The sequence below is a fragment of the Streptomyces sp. NPDC048623 genome (assembly GCF_040650755.1).
GTDB lineage: Bacteria > Actinomycetota > Actinomycetes > Streptomycetales > Streptomycetaceae > Streptomyces.
The window spans coordinates 134661-150818 of sequence record NZ_JBEZHV010000016.1 but is presented as its reverse complement, the minus strand read 5'-3'; the positions used below and the strand labels follow the sequence as shown (position 1 = coordinate 150818).

Below are 16158 nucleotides of genomic sequence, written 5' to 3'. Positions count from 1 at the left end.
CCCGGCCCCCGGAACGGCACCGGCCCCCTGCCACGCCCTGTCAGGGCGGCAGAGGGCCGGTGCTGAGGCTTCGGGCCAAGGGCCGGTCAGGCGGTCGGCGGGACCCCGGACGGGCGGCCCGAGCCGCGGGTCAGGACATAGCCGCCGATGCCGGCGAGTGCGGCGAGCACGCCGCCCGCCGCCGTCCACAGCCAGCGGTCCGACCACCAGCCCGAGGACCAGCCGTCCTCCGGCGCACGGGCCTCGACCGCCTCCGGCTGCGTCGCGCCGGGCACCAGCGGTACGGCGAGCGCGCCGTCCGTGGCGTACGTGCCGCCCAGGTCGCGCGAGGTCGCCCCGACCCGGACCGAGAACGGCTGGCCGGAGTCCTCCTCGGGCAGCCGCGTCGTGGTGAGCCGGACGAAGTAGCTGCCCGGCAGCGGGTCGTTCGACCAGGTGTCCGCCGCCGCCCGGACCGGGCGCAGCACGCACGCCAGCTCCACGGTCGAGGCGTCCTCGGCCGCCGCCCGGGACTGCATCCCGTACATGCACGGCTGACGCCTGCGCAGCCCGTCGTACACGTCGATCCGCCAGGTCGACGAGCCGTGCCGCTGCGCGGCCTCCGGCAGCGTCACGGTCGCGGTGACCGTCGGCCGCTCGCCGGTGTCGGCGGGGAACACCCAGTACAGGTAGTCACCCGTGGACGCCTGCGCGGTGGCCTGCTGCCCCTGCTTGAAGAACGCGGCGGTACGGAAGGAGGTACCGGCCTCGGTCGGCCCGGCCTGCTCGGCGGCCTCGCCGCTCGCGCTGCCGCTCGGGGTGGGCCCGGTCGGTGTCGCGGTGTCGGCGAGACCCGGCACGGCGGCCGGGCCGAGCAGCGCGGCGCCGGCGAGCGCGACGGCCGCGAGCATGCTGCGTACGGTACGCATCAGAGGGTGCATCGGGTGCATCAGTGGGTCCTCCAGACAGCGACGCGCCAGCGGGACAGCCAGCCCCAGATCAGACCGCCGAGGAAACCGGCGAGGGCCAGGGCGCCGAGCAGCCACCAGCCGCGGCCGAGGCCGAAGGCGGCGACGTCGGAGGCGGAACGGGGGCCGTCGACCACGTCGACCGCCAGCTCGACCGGCATGCCCGGCGTGGTCTTCACCGACGGGGGAGCGGAGAAGGAGTTGCTGACCTGGAGGCAGACGGTCTCGGCCGCGGACTTGGTGTCGTCGTCCATGGCGGCGTCGTCCTCGGCCTTCGGATAGCGCAGACCGGTGGAGATGACGTCGGTGCGCCCGTCGCCGGCCTCCGAGCCGCGGACGATCTCCCGTCCGTGCAGGGTGACGGCCCGGAGCAGCACGCCGTAGTCGTTGTTCACGGCCCGGTCGGCGGAGACGCTGACCGAGGCGCGCAGCTCCTGGCCGGGCAGCACGTCGACCCGGTACCAGCGGTGCCGGCCGAAGCTCTGCCGGTCGGTGTACAGGCCGGGCTTGAGGACCGGCGCGTCGGCGCAGCGCTCGGCGCCGTTGGTGGCGACCGGCGTCACGACCGGGTCGGCCGCGCGGTCGACGAGCTGCCGTACGCGCCCGGAGAGCTCCTCGGTGCGGTGCACCGAGGTGTAGGTGCCGCCGGTGGCCTCGGCGATGCACATCAGCTGACGCCGGGTCTTGAGGTCGGGGACGAGACCGAGGGTGTCGATGACCAGGTGGATGCCCTTGGCGGCGATGTCACGGGCCACCTCGCACGGGTCGAGCGGGGCGCAGGTGTCCTCGCCGTCCGTGATGAGCACGATCCGCTTGGTCGCCTCGCCGCCCTTGAGGTCGTCGGCCGCGCCGAGCAGCGCCGGGCCGATGGGCGTCCATCCGGTGGGGGCGAGGGTGGCGACGGCGGTCTTGGCCTCGGTGCGGTCGAGCGGGCCGACCGGGTAGAGCGCCCGGGTGTCCTTGCAGCCGCGCCGGCGGTCCTGGCCCGGGTAGTCGGCGCCGAGGGTGCGTATGCCCAGCTGGACTTCCTGCGGGACCGCGTCCAGGACCTCGTTGAAGGCCTGCTTCGCGGCGGCCATCCGGGACTGCCCGTCGATGTCGCGGGCGCGCATCGAGCCGCTGACGTCGAGCACCAGCTCGACCTTGGGGGGTTCCTTGACGGTGTCCGCGGCGGTCGGCCCCGCGTCTGCGGCGGCGGTGGGCGCGGTGACCGTGAGGAGCCCGACGGTCAGGGCGGCGAGGAGCGCGCAGACTCCGGTCGCCGGCCGTTTTCTCGTGATCATCGGAGGATCGTAGGGACGATCGTCCGAAGAACCAAAACGCGGTGGTGAAGCGCCGGTGAAAGGGTCCCGAAAGGGTCTTGAACGCCCGTCAGGGTGCATGGGTCAGGAGCGCGGATCGGGACGGGCGGGCGGGGAAGCGACTCGCGTGCCCCCGCCACCCGGGAACGGCTCCGTCCGCCCGGTGGCATACCGTGAGGTGACCGACGCCGGGAGGGCAGGGGACAGATGACCGGGACACGGGAGGCCGACTCCGGCGCACCCGCCGGGGGAGGCGGCTGGCTCCGCGACCAGGTCTGCGAGGGGCTGCGCGACCGCATCATCACCGGCCGGCTCAAGCCGGGCGACCGGCTGGTCGAGCGCGATGTCGCCGAGGACTTCGGCGTGTCCCGGGTCCCCGTCCGCGAGGCCATCCGCATCCTCATCGGCGAGGGCTTCCTCCAGGCCGTCTCCCAGCGCCGTATCGTCGTCCGCGAGATGAGCCGCCAGGACGTCGAGAACCTCTTCGACATGCGCGAGGCCCTGGAGGTGCTAGCCGTGCGCCGCGCCGCGGAGCGCCGGACGCAGGCCGACCTCGACACCCTCGCACGGTTCCTCATGGAGGCCCGCGCCGCCACCGAGGCCGACCGCCCCGAACGCCTCTCCCGCGCCAACGCCGCCTTCCACGCCCACATCGTGCGCATGTCGCGCAACGAACTCCTCGTCACCTCCCTCGAATCCCTGGAGGGCCGGCTGCGCTGGCTGTTCCAGCAGATCGACGAGCCCGGCCCGCTGTGGGAGGAGCACCGGCATCTGTACGAGGCGATCGGCGCGGGCGACGCCGACGCGGCCGCCGACCTCGCCCTGCACCATGTGCGGTACTACCGGGAGGTGGCGCTGCGGCTGCTGTTCGAGGACCACTTCGAGGCACTCGCGGACGACTGACCGAGCTGACCGAGCTGACAAGGCGGACCTCTGAGCCGAACCCCTGACGGGGTGGTTCCGGAATACGTCAGAGACCTGCCTTCTGCCGGCGGCAGAACACCGGCCCGACCGGGCTCGACGATCACTACAGTCCAGGCTCATGACGACAGTCACAACGCGCACGATCGAATACGCGGCCGACGGCCTGACGATGACCGGGCACCTCGCGCTCCCGGCCGGTGTCGACCGCCGGCCCGCGGTCCTGGTCGGGCCCGAGGGGGTGGGGCTCAGCGACGTCGAGCGCTGCCGGGCCGATGCACTCGCCGAGCTGGGATACGTGGCGCTGGCCTTCGACCTCCACGGTGGACGCTATCTGGGCGATCCCGAGGAGATGTTGGCCCGTTGCCTGCCGCTGCTCGCCGACCCCGACCGGATGCGAGGCATCGGCCACGCGGCGCTCGACGTGCTCCGCGCCGAGCCGCGGACCGACCCGGACCGGATCGCCGCCGTCGGCTACGGCACCGGAGGCGCCATCGCGCTGGAACTCGGGCGCGACGGCGTCGACCTGCGCGCGATCGCGACAGTCAACGGACTGACCACGGGCCGACCAGGCGAGACGGCGCGCATTCACTGCCCGGTGTGGGCCGGGGTCGGGTCGGAAGACCCGATCATGCCGCCCGCGCAACGAGAGGCATTCACAGCCGAGATGCAGGCTGCGGGCGTCGACTGGCGCCTCGTGGTCTACGGCGGCGCCCTGCACGCCTTCCATCACCCACCGGTCGACCACATCGTGCTTCCCGGGGTCGGTTATCACCCTCAGCACGCGCAGCGAGCGTGGAAGGACGTCGTCGACCTGCTCGCCGAGTGCCTGCCCATAACGGAGTGATCCGGGCAGACTGGGGTTTGTTCACAGGCACTGACAGCTCGCGGGTGGCTGTCGACGAGGCGTTTCGCGCCTCGAAGCTCAGGGCTGCTCGGATGCCCGGCGTTCGGCGAATCCGCGGGCGAGGTCCTCGTGCCAGTGGCGTGCGTTGCTTCCGTCGAGCTGGCCGGCGAAGGCCGCCCGAGCGGCGTCCACGAGGTCGAGCGGGACCTCGGGGTGGGCCGAGGCGATCGCCCACAAGGCGTCCTCGGTGGGGGAGTCCAACCCCGAGCCGCTGCGAACGCCTTGCCCGTTGAGGGCTCCGGCGAGGCAGCGGACGAAGTTACGTTCCAGCTGTTCGGGAGTGGGGCGCGCGGATCGCATGTCAGGAGGGACGCCCGGGGCGGGCCGTGGGTTCCGCTCAGCGGGGGGAACGCGGCGTCGAACTGCACCGGCACCGGGGACACACCCCCACGGATCGGGCTGGAAAGCACGCGCAGTCGGACAGGGCTACGACAGCGGACTGGCAGGCCTCGCCGCCGACTACGCGCCACCGGTCCAGCTACGGACAGCTGCCGCACCGCAGCTCGGACCGCGTCACCGATCGGCTTACCCCAAGCCGCCCGCGCTCATCGCTCAACGGTGCTCGGGGTTCTCGAAGTCGAAGCGGCAGCCGGCGTCCCACTCGGAACGCTGGTTTCCGTGGGCGGGGATGCCGCCGGCGTCCTTGAGCATGCGGGCCAGGTGGAGCTGGTTCCAAGTCATGAAGGTGGTGTTGCGGTTGGTGAAGTCGTTCTCCGGCCCGCCGGAACCGGGGTCGAGGTAGGACGGTCCCGGGCCGGCCGGGCCGACCCAGCCCGCGTCGGCCTGCGGCGGGATGACGTATCCGAGGTGCTGGAGGCTGTAGATGACGTTCATCGCGCAGTGCTTGGCGCCGTCCTCGTTGCCGGTGATCAGACAGCCGCCGACCCGCCCGTAATACGCGTACTGGCCACGATCGTTGAGGATCGACGAGCAGGCGTACAGGCGCTCGATCACCTTCTTCATGACCGAGGAGTTGTCTCCCAGCCATACAGGTCCAGCCAGGGTGAGGATGTCCGCGGCCATCACCTTCGAGTAGATGACGGGCCACTCGTCGGTCTCCCACCCGTGCTCGGTCATGTCCGGCCACACCCCGGTCGCGATGTCGAGATCCACCGCCCGCAGCACCTCGACCTCCACACCCTGGCGCTCCATGATCCCGGTGCTGATGTCGATCAGCCCCTGGGTGTGGCTGCGCTCCGGCGACCGTTTGAGGGTGCAATTGATCACCAGGGCGCGGAGATCACGGTAGGACGAGCCGGCGTCGGTCATCGATGCGTCCCCTTGCGGACGAGTGGGTGGTCGGGCGGCGCAGCACCCGGGTGCCGACGTCGATGGGGCCCCGGGTTGGTCCGGCCGAAAATCCCGTCTACTGTCTCGCCTCGTTGAGCGGAATGACCGAACGCCGCGCCAACGGCAGCGAAGTCGGCCGCCGATCACCCGCGTGGCCCTCACCGATGACATGTGTCCCCGCATCAGCCGGCAGTTCACCCATGAGACCGCCAACGTGACTTCCGCGTTTCGGTGAAGGGGTACGACGGCGCCCGCCAGGACGCGCCGGAGGTACCGGCGCTCCAGCTGAAGGCTCGTAGCGCCTGTTCCGGCGGAACGATCTCGTGGGCGTGCTGGGGCAGTCGCGTGGGCAGTGTGCGGGCATGAACCGGGCAGAGGTGTTGCTCATCGGCGGGCGCGCCGGTGTCGGCAGGACGACGGTGGGGTGGGAGGTCTCCGCGCGGCTGCGCGCCGCGACGATCCCGCACTGTGTGATCGAAGGCGACATCTCGCGCGAGGTGGTGGACGCCACCGACTGGCTGTCCGGGAACGGCAACGGCAACGGCGACGGCGACGGCAACGGCAACGGCAACGGCACTGCCGTGCGGCCGGGTGACTGAGGAGCCTCCGTGTCAGAGCATGAGCCGGCGGTCGGCTACAGCGAGGTCGGGGATCAGGAAGTGCGCAGTCTGCGGGTGCGCTACTGCCGGTTGCGGACCGACGGAGGCGAACCGGTAGCCGAGCTGGAGGCGCTCTCCTTCCGGCAGCGATTCGGTGCGGTGGCCGTTGCCGCGGAAGGGATCGGTGGCGTGGAGACTCAGCCGGAGTTCCGGCGCCAGGGCCACATGAGCCGGCTTCTGCGCCAGGCGCTGGTCGGCATGGCGCAGAGGGCGGACGTCGCCTTCGTCTCCGACGGCATCGAGGGCGTGTACGAGAAGTTCGGGTTCGTCGGCGCTGTCGCCGAAGGCCACCTGCTCGTCCCCGTACGCAACGTCGAACGCGCGGCAGGAGACTGTCTGGGGACGGCCGTCCCGGGCGTCCACGACGGTTCGTCGGCCGATCTTCCGGCGATGATCCGTCTCTACAACACCGCGCATGCCATGCGGCCCTGGACCCATGAACGGCACTCCGGCTGGAACCGGCTCATTCCCCAGGCCACGTGGAAGCCCGGATCGCAGACCCTGGTCCTGCGGACCGGCAGTGCTCCCGTCGGCTATGCCGTGCTGGAGGGCCGACCCTTCGGCGACCCCGTCGGTTCGCTGACCGTGGACGAACTGGTGGCGAAGGACGCTGCCGCGGCACGCCTGCTCCTCGTGGCGGTCGCCCGAATCTGCTGGCAAAGACGGCTCGGCGCATTCACGGTGCGGGAGCCGGCCGACAGCCTCGCCGGTCGAGTGGCACGCCACATGGGCTGCACCTACCGGCAGAGATTTCCGCAGAGCGGCGGGATGATGGCCGCGATCCTGAACCGCCGGGCTCTGCTCCGGAAGCTCGAACCCGAGCTGCGGCGCCGGGCCGCCGGACGTCACTCGGACGAGCTCTACGAAACAGCGTCCGACGCGCTGCGGCGCGGAGACCTGCTCCCCGATGACAAGGTGCTCATCCGGTTGCTTCTCGGCCACTGGTCGACCGATGACGCGTACGCGCACGGCGTGTCGATCCCCGAGCGGTACGGGGACCTGTGCGCGGCTTGGTTCCCAGGAGGTGGCACACCGTCCCTGCCGACGCCGTACGCGCACCGCCTGGACCGCTATTAGGTCCCCGCTCGACCACGGCAGCGTGACAGGCGTGGTCGAGCGGGCGAACATTGTCTGATGCGGCACCGGTGTCCTGCCCGGAGCGGGATACGTCCCCGGAGCGGGGTACGTCTCATGACGGGCGCCGTCGGCCACCTCGCGTTCTGGGCGTCGTCACCCCTTCAGATGAGGTTCCGGCTGCGGCCGACCGGGGTGGCGAAGAGGTAGAGGCCGGGCAGCAGGGCCGCCGCGCAGACCGCCCACAGGGCCGCGTGGGTGCCCGCGAGGGTCGCGAGCAGACCCGCGGTGAGGGCGCCGAGCGGCAGTGCGCCCCAGGAGACGAAGCGGACCGTGGCCATGACCCGGGAGAGCAGCTCGGGCGGCGACTGGGTCTGGCGGTAGGTGCGGGTGGTGATCGAGCCGATCGCGCTGCCGAAGGAGAACCCGGCCAGGGCGAGTCCGAACCAGTAGGCGTTCGACGCCGATGTGGTCAGCGGGGCGAGCAGCAGCAGGGCGCCGCCCGCCAGGTCGGCCGCGATGATCCCGTACGCGGTGCCCAGGCGCCCGGTGACGCGGACCGCGACCGCGGCGCCGGCGAGTGCCCCGACCCCGTCCATCGCGAGCACCAGGCCGAGCTGCGCGGAGTTCAGTCCGGCCTCGCGCACGAGGTAGAGCGGGGTGAGGGCGAGCAGTGCCGCGTTGAGGAAGTTCGCGGCCGTCGCCCAGAACATGCAGGGTCCCATCACGGGGTGCCGCAGCACGTACTGGAGTCCCTCGCGCATCAGCCGCAGCGCGCTCGCGCCGGGCGGCGGCGCGACCGGGCGCCGTTCGGGCAGGGTGCGCAGCAGCACGGCGGAGGCCAGGTAGCTTCCCGCGTCCACGACGAGCGCGCCGACCGGGCCTGTGACCTGGACGAGGAGGCCGCCGATGGACGGGCCGCCGGTGTCGGTGACGGCGTGGGTGCCGGACATCAGGCTGTTGCGCGCGGCGAGTTGCTCGGCCGGTACGACCGCGGGCAGGAACGTCGAGTTGCCGATGTCGAACAGCACGGTCGCCGCGCCGGTGACCAGCGCCGCGAACAGCAGATGCGGGTAGGTCAGCCGGACCAGCGCCCAGGCGAGCGGCAGCGAGCCGAGCGCCGCGAACCGTACGAGGTCGAGGGAGACCTGGAGCCGGCGCAGCGGGACGCGCTGGGCGACGACGCCGGCAGGGAGGCTCAGCAGCAGCCAGGAGACCTGCCCGGCGGCGGCGAGCAGCGCGGCTTCGAAGGGGCAGACGAGTGAGTTCCCATTGGGAACCCGCTCTCCTGTAAGTTCCTATCGGGAACTCACTCGATGGCGCAAGATGGTTTCCGACGAGTGGGCCACGCGAGGCGACAGGAAGGCGGGCAGCCATGGTCAGGTCGGTGCCCGAGCGGGACGCCGCCTGCGCGATCGCGCAGGCGGCCGCCGTCGTCGGCGACTGGTGGAGCCTGCTCCTGATCCGCGAGACCGCGCGCGGACACCTCCGCTTCGACGCGCTCCAGCAGGAGTTGGGCATCTCCCGTAAGGTCCTCGCCGAGCGCCTCGCACACCTCGTCGACGCCGAGGTCCTGGAGAAGGTCCCGTACCAGAGCGGCCCCGTCCGCTACGAGTACCGGCTCACCGACAGCGGGCGCGGGCTGCTCCCCGTACTGCTGTCGATGCAGGACTGGGCCGACCGCTGGGTCTTCGGCGACGGCTCGCTCAGCGGCACCGCCGACGAGGAGAGCGAACAGGCGCGGCGGGTCGCGGCCCTGACGGGGGGGCGGCTGCCCCGCCTCGAACTGCCCGGCCACCGCGACGGCGAACTCCTCGACCCGGTCGCACCCGGCGCCAAGGCCACCGTCCTGTTCTGCTACCCCGCGACCGGCCGCCCCAGCCCCCTCCCGGACGGCTGGGCCGACATCCCCGGCACGGTCGGCTGCACCCTGGAGAACCGCCTCTTCCGCGACGCCTACGACGCGTTCCGCGCGGCCGGTGCCGAGGTGCGCGGCGTGAGCACCCAACGCCCCGACGAACAGCGCGTGTTCGCCGTCGAGGAGGGCCTCCCCTTCACCCTCCTCTCCGACGTCGACCTGCGCCTGTCCGCGGCCCTGCGCCTGCCCGTCTTCCGCGCCGGCCAGGCCCTGCGCCTCAAGCGCGCCGTCCTCGTGGTGGACCGCGACCGCACGATCCGCCACGCCCGCTTCCCGGTCACCGACATCCCGGCAGCGGTCGCCGAGGCCCTGACCCTCGCACGGGGCTGAGGCGGCGCCGGGCGGCTGGAGTACTGGCCGACACGGTGGCACCTGTGCGGGTCCTCGGCGATGGTCCGGGAGCGCGGGCTACATCTGCTTGAGTTCCGCGTGCACCGCCTCTGCGATCGCCGTCGTCGCGTTGTCCGCGAGGGCGATCGTGTAGTGGTTGGTGTCGTCGCTCCGGCGGGTGGCGATCCGGTCCGGGGCGAGGTCGCCCGCGGCCAGGCGGCCCTCGTCGTACAGGCCCTGGGGCTCGTTCATCACTCCGCGCTCCGCCCACAGCAGGGTCCCGCGTACCTGCGGCTGGTGGATGGCGGCGAGCGCCTCGGGGTCGCCGAGAGGGCCGGCGTCGTCGGCCCGGATCGCGTCCAGGACGCAGCTGCTGCGCATCGCGGGGGGCTCGCCGACCAGATCGCGGTCCACGTACGCCTGGACGTACGGGCCCCAGTGGGCGGCGAGGGACGGGTGCTCCCGGAACAGGGTGTGGTAGGCGTTGCGGTCCGGGAAGGTCAACGGCTGGGCGGCGCGCGGAATCCGGAACGGGGCCTTGAGGTGGACGTCGAGGATGGCGTCCCACTGCTCGTCCGAGGTCTTCTGGATGAGGCCGGTGGCGCCCAGCGGGTGCCCCTTGGACAGCAGTCCGCCGGAGGGGTCGGTGACCACACGGCCGCCATAGGTGTTGTCGCCGTCCATGACGAACTTCTCCGCCGTGCCCTCCGGGGTCAGTCCCAGGGCCTCGTACGTGATGAGCTCGTTGGCCGTGAAGCAGTCGTGCAGCTCGACGGCGCGGATGTCCTCCGGGCCGACGCCCGCCGACTCGTACACCTTCTGTGCCGCGGCCCGGCTCATGTCGTAGCCGACCAGCTTCACCATGTCCCCGCCGTCAAAGCTGCTCGTCGTGTCGCTGGTCATCGCCTGCGCGCGGATCCGCACGGTGCGCAGCCCGTGGCGCCGGGCGAGGTCCGGGCCGCCCACGGCGCCTGCTCGTTGCGGCCCTGAACCGCCTCCATCGTGTCGAGGGAGCGGTTCAGCGGATTGGGCCGGTCACCCCATACGAGGGGCAGGGCCCGAAGCCCAGCGCGAGCACGCACTCGGCGGCCCCATGACGTCGTACGGCTCGCTCGCGCCGGGCTTGGTGAACGGCACCATGCCGACACCTTCTCGTGGCGCATCCGGCGACGTTCGCCCCTGAAGTCCGTCAGATCGTGGATGGCGCAGCTCCGCGTCGGTGCCCGCCATGTGTACCGGCTCGCGCTGGATCCGCCGGAGGGCGTGACCGGCTCTCCGCAGACCGTGGTGAGGGTGACGAGGGGCGGTTTCGCGAAAGCGACGTTCACGCCGTGTGGCATCAGGCGCTCCAACGACCGTTGCTTGTAGGACAGTTGCGCCGAAGGTCTGGTCCTGTGGCAGATGGTGACGGTGTGGACGCAGCCCGCTGTCGGACGCCACACTCTCCTCAGCCCCCTGGTGGGGATCAGGAATCCGGACGGAGATGTGATGCCACGGCGCGTGATCCAACTCTTCCTCTCGCTTGTCATGGTCATGGCCGCCACGATGGGCGGGATGCTGGCCACGGCCGGACCGGCCCAGGCCGACGAGTGCTACACCTGGAGCCGCACCCTGTCCGAGGGAATGTCGGGCTCCGACGTGACGCAGCTGCAGATCCGGGTGGCCGGGCATGCGGCGTACGGCGAGGTCATGGCCATCGACGGTGCTTTCGGCCCGGCCACGAAGGCCGCGGTGACCCGATTCCAGCAGGCGTACGGGCTGTCCGCGGACGGCGTCGCGGGTTCCCAGACGTTCAGCAAGATCTACGCCCTGCAGGACCCGGACTGCACGCCCATCCACTTCGCCTACGCCGAGCTGAACAAATGCAACTCGGACTGGTCCGGTGGCGCGGTCAGTGCCGCGACGGCCAAGTCCAACGGCCTGCGCACGATGTGGAAGCTGGAGGCCATGCGGCACGCCCTGGGCGACGTGCCGATCACCGTGTCCAGCGGATTCCGCTCGTACGCCTGCAACAGCGCGGTGGGCGGCGCCTCCAATAGCCGGCACCTTTACGGTGACGCCGCCGACCTGACCGGCAGCCCGTCGCTGTGCACGCTGGCGCAGCGGGCCCGCTACCACGGCTTCGGCGGGATCTTCGGCCCCGGCTACCCCGACCACAACGACCACACCCACGTGGACGGACGCACCAGCCGCTCCTGGTCCGCGCCCAACTGCGGCGTCTGAACGGCGAGTACGACACGCAGCAGTCCCCCTCCCCCGGGGCGGTGCCGGGGGAGGGCCCGCACCGCCCCCACAGCGCGCGGCCGGCCCCGCTCCGCACGCCACGCGACCGCGGCGACCGCGGCGACCGCGCGGACCCGGCACGGCCGAGCCACCGCCCCCACAGTCGCGTCCAGGCCATGCACGAGGTGCTCGCCCTCTTCCTCTTCGCGACGCCTCCGCTGCGCGGGAAGGCCGACGACGCCGGCACCACGCTCGTCGCCTTCCGGACCGGACAGCCCCTCGATGCCCTGCTGCCTTCACTGTGGCGCCTCATCAAGGGCGGGACCGCCTGCGAGTGATGCCGCCCACATGACGAACCCCGCCGGGGCGGTGACGTGTTAGCTTCCGCCGTGATCAATCCGGCTCTGGACACACCCACACCTGGTAGCGGGGCAGGTACCGCAAGCCCGCCCGATCCGGCGGCGCGGCCCGTACCGCCCCACGCCGGCGACCCCCTCGGTGACCCGCCGCGCGACCCCCTCGGCCTCCTGGACCTGTTCGGGGACGACTTCGTCGGCGACCCCTATCCCTGGCTCGACCTGCTGCGCGCACAGGCGCCCGTGCACTACGACGCCGGGACCGGACTGTGGCTGGTCAGCCGCCACCAGGACATCCGCCAGGTGCTGCTCGACCCGGACGCCTTCCACCCGCACAACGCCCAGCGCGCGGTCACCCCGCTGCCCGTGCCCGTGCTGCGGGTGCTCGCCCGGGCGGGCTTCCGGCTCCCGCCCGCGCTCGCCGACAACGGCACCGACAGCCACCCCGGTCTGCGCCGCCTGGTCACCCGCTTCTTCCACGCCCGGCGCGTGGCGGCGGCCGTCCCCGCGATCGAGCGCATCGCCGGCGAGCTGCTCGGCGCGGCGCGGTACGGGATCGACGCCGACGGCACGTGCGACCTGTTCGCCTCCTTCGCCCAGGTCCTTCCTTGCCGGGTGCTGATGGAACTCCTCGGCATCGAGGACGTCGACCCGGCCACGCTGATCGGCTGGAGCGACGCCTCACTGGAACTGTTCTGGGGCAGGCCCTCACCGCAGCGTCAGCTGCACCTGGCCGAGCTGGTCGGCGAGTTCCATCAGTGGCTCGGCGCGACCGTACGCAGCGGTCGGGCAGACCCCGACTCGTTCATCGGAGCGCTCGCCCGGCACCGTCTGCCCGACGGGAAACCGCTGGACCCCGAGACCGCGGTCGCCGCGTGCTTCTTCGTCTTCGTCGCCGGGCAGTCCACCACCGGACTGCTCATCGCCACCGTGCTGCGCCGGGCGCTCGCCGAGCCCGGACTGTGGGCGCGCGCGGCACACGAGGCCGGCGTGGGCGAGGCGTGGGTGGAGGAGGTGCTGCGGCGCGAACCGCCGGTGACCACGTGGCGTCGGATCACGGCGCGACCGGTGGAGCTGGCCGGCGTGGATCTTCCCGAAGGCGCCCAGTTGCTGCTGATGCTCATGGGCAGCGGCTCGGATCCGGAGGTGTTCGACGCCCCGGAGCGGATGTGCCCGCACCGGACGAACATCCGCCACCACCTGGCCTTCGGCGTGGGCCGTCACCGCTGCCCGGGCGCGTCGCTGGCGCGTACGGAGGCGGCGGTGGCGCTGCGGGCCGCGGCCCGCGCGCTTCCGGCGGCGCGGTCGACGGAGGAAGAAGCGGGGCCACCGCTGCTCGGGCTGCTGTCGTTCCGGGCACCTCTGCGAGTGACGGTGAGGGCCTCTGACGTGCATCCCGGTCCTGCCTGATCACGGCCCTCGGCACCACGGTCGGGGCCGGGGTGGTCGTGGTCGCCACGATGTACGCACCTCGAGCGCCTGGCCCGGCCCGCTCCGGGCGGCCACCGCGTCCGGCCGTGTGGCCCACGGTCGCGGGCCTGTCCGGGCACCTCACGCAGCAGACGGAGAAGACCGGGGGCACCCGCTGCACACCGACCGGGAAGACCGTCTGGGCGGGGCAGGCAGCGACACCGGACACCGTCCGTTCCTGAGTGAGGCACCACACCCCGACCGCATCTCCGGCGGAACGCCTGCCGGCGCCGAGCGGCGCCAAGGTACATGACGGGCTGCCCGAGGCCACGCGGACGGCAGGGGTGCAGGCGCGGCCGGGCCCGGCCGCACACACCGGGCGGCGGTAAGGCACCCGCCACGACGGAGAAGGCCACGGCCCGGTCCGACCCCGACCCGCTGGACCGGCCCTAGCCGGCCGCCGGGCGCAGGCCGGTCAGCACGAGGTCGACGGCGGCTTCGGCCCAGCCGGGGTGGCCGCTGCGGCCGGCCATGTAGTCGGCGTAGCAGGGGCCGAGGAGTGCGGAGACGGCCGCTTCGAGGTCGGCATCGGGCCGGATCTCGCCGCGGTCGCGGGCCTGTCGGAGGACCTCGTGCAGCAGCCCACGGCGGGGGAGCACGGTGCGTTCGCGCAGGAGGGCGAGGAGTTCGGGGGTGTGGGCTTCCTCGGCGAGGCAGGTGCCGATCAGGGCCATGCCGCGCACGCGCTCCACGGTGGCCGCGAAGTCGTCGAGGATGGCGATCAGGTCGGCTCGGGTGTTCCCGCTCGCCGGCGGCGCGTCGGCCATGCGCAGGGCCGCGAGGGCCGCGGTGAGAAGGTCGGCCTTGGTCTTCCACCGCAGGTGGATGGTGGACTTGCTGACCTGCGCGGCGGCGGCGACCTGGCTCAGGCTCATCCGGGTGTAGCCGTGGGAGGCCAGCAGCTCCAGCGCGGCCTGGAGAATGGCGGCGTCCTTCTCGGCCGATCGCGGCCGTCCGGCACTTCTGGTCCCCGTGTCACCCGACTCACCCATGGGGCCAGGATAGGTGATATCCGCACCGAGCGGTTCGGTGCGGATATCGACGGCGCGGCGGACGGCAGCCAGGACCTGTCCGCGCTCGGCCGTTCCCGCCCAGGACATCCCCTAGCCTGGTCTCATGGCTCGAACACCCGAGGTCAGGTCGTGGCAGGAGATGCGCACGTGGCAGATCGGGCTGCTGGAACGCGCGACCGGGCAGTCGCTCGAGGCGTGGACCGAGCGGGTGCGCGAACAGGGCCCGGGGACCGAGCGGGCGCTGCGGGACTGGCTGGACGGGCAGGGCGTACGCGGGTACGCGCAGTTGCTGCTGGTGCATGAGACCTTCGGGTATCCGGCGTTCCTGCTGCAGAGCGCGGACGACCTGATCGCCGGGCAGTACGCGGACCGCCGCGCGCTGCGGCCGGTGCTCGACGCGGTGCTGCTGCGGGCTGCCGAGCTGCCGGAGGTGACCGTGCAGACGCGTAAGACCTTTGTGGCGCTGGTCGGACCGCGGCGCACCTTCGCCCGGGTGCGGCCCACTACGCGTACACGCGTGGACGTGGGACTGCGATTGCCGGGTGTCGAGCCCGGCGGGCGGCTGCTGGTGGCGAAGGGGCTCGGGGACGAGATGGCGGTACGGGTGCCCCTGGCGGGGATCGGTGAGGTCGACGACGAGTTCGCCGGCCTGCTGCTGCGGGCCTACGACGCCAACTCCTGACAGGCCCGAACTCCCGGGGACGCGGGTGCCGCCGGAGCGTCCGGCCAGGGTCAGGCCAGGGTCAGGCTCCGGCGATGTGGAAGTTGAAGTCGGCATGGCCCAGTGCGCCCCACAGGCGCAGCCAGATCGGCAGCAGCATCTCGGTGCCGCGGGCGGTGCTGATGTCGCCGAGGTCGAGGACGTTGCTCTCCGGCCAGCCGAAGGAGACAAGCAGGTCGGTGACGGCCTGCTTGGCGCCGGCGTCGTCACCGGAGACGAACACGGTGTGCTCGCCCGCGACGCGCGACGGCTCGACCATGATCTGGCTGTTCATGGTGTTGAGGGTCTTGACGACCCTGGCCTCCGGGAAGGCGCGCTGGATCTGCTCGCCGAGGCTGTCGGTGTTGACCGGGTTCAGCGACGGGGGCATGCCCTGGGAGAAGTCCAGCGGGTTGGCGATGTCGATCAGCACCTTCCCCGCCAGGTTCGCGGCGCCCGCCGCTTCCAGAGCCTGCAGGCTGACGGCGCCGGAGGTGGTGTTGACGACCGTCTCTCCCCAGGCCGCCGCGTCGGCGAACGACTCCGGACGGATCTGCTCGTGGTCGGCGAGCCACTGGGCGAACGGCGGGTTGCCGTAGCCGTCGGGCTCGGTGCGGACCAGGGTGGCCTTGGGGTCGCGGGTGCCGATGACGACCTCGTGGCCGACGGAGGCCAGCTTGGCGGCGATCGTCCGGCCGACGGTGCCGGTGCCGAGAACTGCGTAACGCATGGGGAGGGGCCTTCCGGGTGTGGTGAGACGTCATGACAGGGGTGTCTCGCTTCCTTCGAAATCTAAACCGAGTGGTTCGGTATTGCAAGGCCTATGCTGGTGCGGCGCTGACACTGCTCGCCGCGGCCGCCCTGAAGACCCTGCGTCCCTGCTCCGGCCCGGTGGAGAGCGGGAACGTGCGCGCAGATCTCGCCGGTCGACTGAACGACATCGCCGAGTCCCTCACCACGGCCGGCGGCATGGCTCTGCTCGGCCCCGAGGGCCGCGCCGCCGGTCATGGCACCGCGCCGCACCGGTGGACGGACCGGTGCGGCGCGGG

General features: G+C 72.2%; 16 protein-coding genes and 1 pseudogene. 9 read left to right on the top strand and 8 right to left on the bottom strand.

Features of this window, described 5'->3' with window-relative positions; all coding sequences use genetic code 11:
• Window positions 1–86: 86 nt before the first annotated feature.
• On the bottom strand, window positions 87–890 hold the full coding sequence (locus AB0C73_RS23260; RefSeq protein ID WP_362533233.1) for a hypothetical protein: 804 nt from the start codon (window positions 888–890) through the stop codon (window positions 87–89).
• 38 nt (window positions 891–928) lie between these two features.
• Window positions 929–2230 (bottom strand): VWA domain-containing protein, encoded by a 1302-nt coding sequence (locus AB0C73_RS23255; RefSeq protein WP_362533230.1) that lies wholly within the window; start codon window positions 2228–2230, stop codon window positions 929–931.
• Window positions 2231–2455: 225 nt separating this feature from the next.
• Between AB0C73_RS23255 and AB0C73_RS23250 the strand changes: the two genes are divergently transcribed.
• Window positions 2456–3151: a GntR family transcriptional regulator gene (locus AB0C73_RS23250; RefSeq protein WP_362533227.1), complete on the top strand. Its 696-nt coding sequence runs from the start codon at window positions 2456–2458 to the stop codon at window positions 3149–3151.
• Between the two features lie 139 nt (window positions 3152–3290).
• Window positions 3291–4016: a dienelactone hydrolase family protein gene (locus AB0C73_RS23245; protein ID WP_362533224.1), complete on the top strand. Its 726-nt coding sequence runs from the start codon at window positions 3291–3293 to the stop codon at window positions 4014–4016.
• Between the two features lie 78 nt (window positions 4017–4094).
• On the opposite strand, the gene AB0C73_RS23240 is transcribed toward AB0C73_RS23245, so the two are convergent.
• Together AB0C73_RS23240 and AB0C73_RS23235 are read right to left on the bottom strand one after the other, a co-directional pair.
• Entirely contained in the window at window positions 4095–4376 is a 282-nt protein-coding gene (locus tag AB0C73_RS23240) for a hypothetical protein (protein ID WP_362533221.1), read from the bottom strand.
• Window positions 4377–4628: 252 nt separating this feature from the next.
• Window positions 4629–5345 (bottom strand): flavodoxin family protein, encoded by a 717-nt coding sequence (locus tag AB0C73_RS23235; RefSeq protein WP_362533218.1) that lies wholly within the window; start codon window positions 5343–5345, stop codon window positions 4629–4631.
• Between the two features lie 383 nt (window positions 5346–5728).
• Here AB0C73_RS23235 and AB0C73_RS23230 point away from each other — a divergent pair, with 383 nt between their 5' ends.
• Both AB0C73_RS23230 and AB0C73_RS23225 read left to right on the top strand, forming a co-directional pair.
• Complete coding sequence (locus tag AB0C73_RS23230) at window positions 5729–5965, top strand: hypothetical protein (RefSeq protein ID WP_362533326.1); 237 nt, start codon at window positions 5729–5731, stop codon at window positions 5963–5965.
• 9 nt (window positions 5966–5974) lie between these two features.
• The gene (locus tag AB0C73_RS23225) at window positions 5975–7102 is read left to right on the top strand and encodes a GNAT family N-acetyltransferase (protein WP_362533215.1); all 1128 of its coding nucleotides are present in this window, start codon (window positions 5975–5977) and stop codon (window positions 7100–7102) included.
• A 161-nt stretch (window positions 7103–7263) separates the two neighbouring features.
• Here AB0C73_RS23225 and AB0C73_RS23220 read toward each other — a convergent pair whose 3' ends face one another.
• On the bottom strand, window positions 7264–8301 hold the full coding sequence (locus tag AB0C73_RS23220) for an MFS transporter (RefSeq protein WP_362533314.1): 1038 nt from the start codon (window positions 8299–8301) through the stop codon (window positions 7264–7266).
• A gap of 173 nt (window positions 8302–8474) precedes the next feature.
• Between AB0C73_RS23220 and AB0C73_RS23215 the strand changes: the two genes are divergently transcribed.
• The gene (locus tag AB0C73_RS23215; protein ID WP_362533213.1) at window positions 8475–9347 is read left to right on the top strand and encodes a winged helix-turn-helix transcriptional regulator; all 873 of its coding nucleotides are present in this window, start codon (window positions 8475–8477) and stop codon (window positions 9345–9347) included.
• Window positions 9348–9932: 585 nt separating this feature from the next.
• Here AB0C73_RS23215 and AB0C73_RS23210 read toward each other — a convergent pair.
• Window positions 9933–10292: pseudogene (locus AB0C73_RS23210) on the bottom strand (lipid-transfer protein); the annotation flags it as partial.
• 543 nt (window positions 10293–10835) lie between these two features.
• On the opposite strand from AB0C73_RS23210, the gene AB0C73_RS23205 reads away from it, so the two are divergent.
• The 3 genes from AB0C73_RS23205 to AB0C73_RS23195 all read left to right on the top strand — a co-directional run bounded on the left by AB0C73_RS23205 (window position 10836) and on the right by AB0C73_RS23195 (window position 13336).
• The gene (locus AB0C73_RS23205) at window positions 10836–11570 is read left to right on the top strand and encodes a D-Ala-D-Ala carboxypeptidase family metallohydrolase (RefSeq protein ID WP_362533212.1); all 735 of its coding nucleotides are present in this window, start codon (window positions 10836–10838) and stop codon (window positions 11568–11570) included.
• 176 nt (window positions 11571–11746) lie between these two features.
• A complete protein-coding gene (locus AB0C73_RS23200; RefSeq protein WP_362533209.1) occupies window positions 11747–11908 on the top strand; it encodes a hypothetical protein in 162 nt (53 codons plus the stop codon).
• Between the two features lie 51 nt (window positions 11909–11959).
• Entirely contained in the window at window positions 11960–13336 is a 1377-nt protein-coding gene (locus AB0C73_RS23195) for a cytochrome P450 (protein ID WP_362533208.1), read from the top strand.
• 449 nt (window positions 13337–13785) lie between these two features.
• Here the strand turns inward: AB0C73_RS23195 and AB0C73_RS23190 are convergent, their stop codons facing one another.
• Window positions 13786–14388: a TetR/AcrR family transcriptional regulator gene (locus AB0C73_RS23190; RefSeq protein WP_362533205.1), complete on the bottom strand. Its 603-nt coding sequence runs from the start codon at window positions 14386–14388 to the stop codon at window positions 13786–13788.
• A 124-nt stretch (window positions 14389–14512) separates the two neighbouring features.
• Between AB0C73_RS23190 and AB0C73_RS23185 the strand changes: the two genes are divergently transcribed.
• Entirely contained in the window at window positions 14513–15091 is a 579-nt protein-coding gene (locus AB0C73_RS23185; RefSeq protein ID WP_362533202.1) for a DUF5655 domain-containing protein, read from the top strand.
• 61 nt (window positions 15092–15152) lie between these two features.
• On the opposite strand, the gene AB0C73_RS23180 is transcribed toward AB0C73_RS23185, so the two are convergent.
• On the bottom strand, window positions 15153–15839 hold the full coding sequence (locus AB0C73_RS23180) for an NAD(P)-binding domain-containing protein (RefSeq protein WP_362533200.1): 687 nt from the start codon (window positions 15837–15839) through the stop codon (window positions 15153–15155).
• Between the last annotated feature and the right edge of the window lie 319 nt (window positions 15840–16158).

Coding starts and splice junctions, on each gene's coding strand:
- AB0C73_RS23260 (WP_362533233.1), bottom strand. CDS start 890: ATGCTCGCGGCCGTCGCGCTCGCCGGCGCCGCGCTGCTCGGCCCGGCC.
- AB0C73_RS23255 (WP_362533230.1), bottom strand. CDS start 2,230: ATGATCACGAGAAAACGGCCGGCGACCGGAGTCTGCGCGCTCCTCGCC.
- AB0C73_RS23250 (WP_362533227.1), top strand. CDS start 2,456: ATGACCGGGACACGGGAGGCCGACTCCGGCGCACCCGCCGGGGGAGGC.
- AB0C73_RS23245 (WP_362533224.1), top strand. CDS start 3,291: ATGACGACAGTCACAACGCGCACGATCGAATACGCGGCCGACGGCCTG.
- AB0C73_RS23240 (WP_362533221.1), bottom strand. CDS start 4,376: ATGCGATCCGCGCGCCCCACTCCCGAACAGCTGGAACGTAACTTCGTC.
- AB0C73_RS23235 (WP_362533218.1), bottom strand. CDS start 5,345: ATGACCGACGCCGGCTCGTCCTACCGTGATCTCCGCGCCCTGGTGATC.
- AB0C73_RS23230 (WP_362533326.1), top strand. CDS start 5,729: ATGAACCGGGCAGAGGTGTTGCTCATCGGCGGGCGCGCCGGTGTCGGC.
- AB0C73_RS23215 (WP_362533213.1), top strand. CDS start 8,475: ATGGTCAGGTCGGTGCCCGAGCGGGACGCCGCCTGCGCGATCGCGCAG.
- AB0C73_RS23205 (WP_362533212.1), top strand. CDS start 10,836: ATGCCACGGCGCGTGATCCAACTCTTCCTCTCGCTTGTCATGGTCATG.
- AB0C73_RS23200 (WP_362533209.1), top strand. CDS start 11,747: ATGCACGAGGTGCTCGCCCTCTTCCTCTTCGCGACGCCTCCGCTGCGC.
- AB0C73_RS23190 (WP_362533205.1), bottom strand. CDS start 14,388: ATGGGTGAGTCGGGTGACACGGGGACCAGAAGTGCCGGACGGCCGCGA.
- AB0C73_RS23185 (WP_362533202.1), top strand. CDS start 14,513: ATGGCTCGAACACCCGAGGTCAGGTCGTGGCAGGAGATGCGCACGTGG.
- AB0C73_RS23180 (WP_362533200.1), bottom strand. CDS start 15,839: ATGCGTTACGCAGTTCTCGGCACCGGCACCGTCGGCCGGACGATCGCC.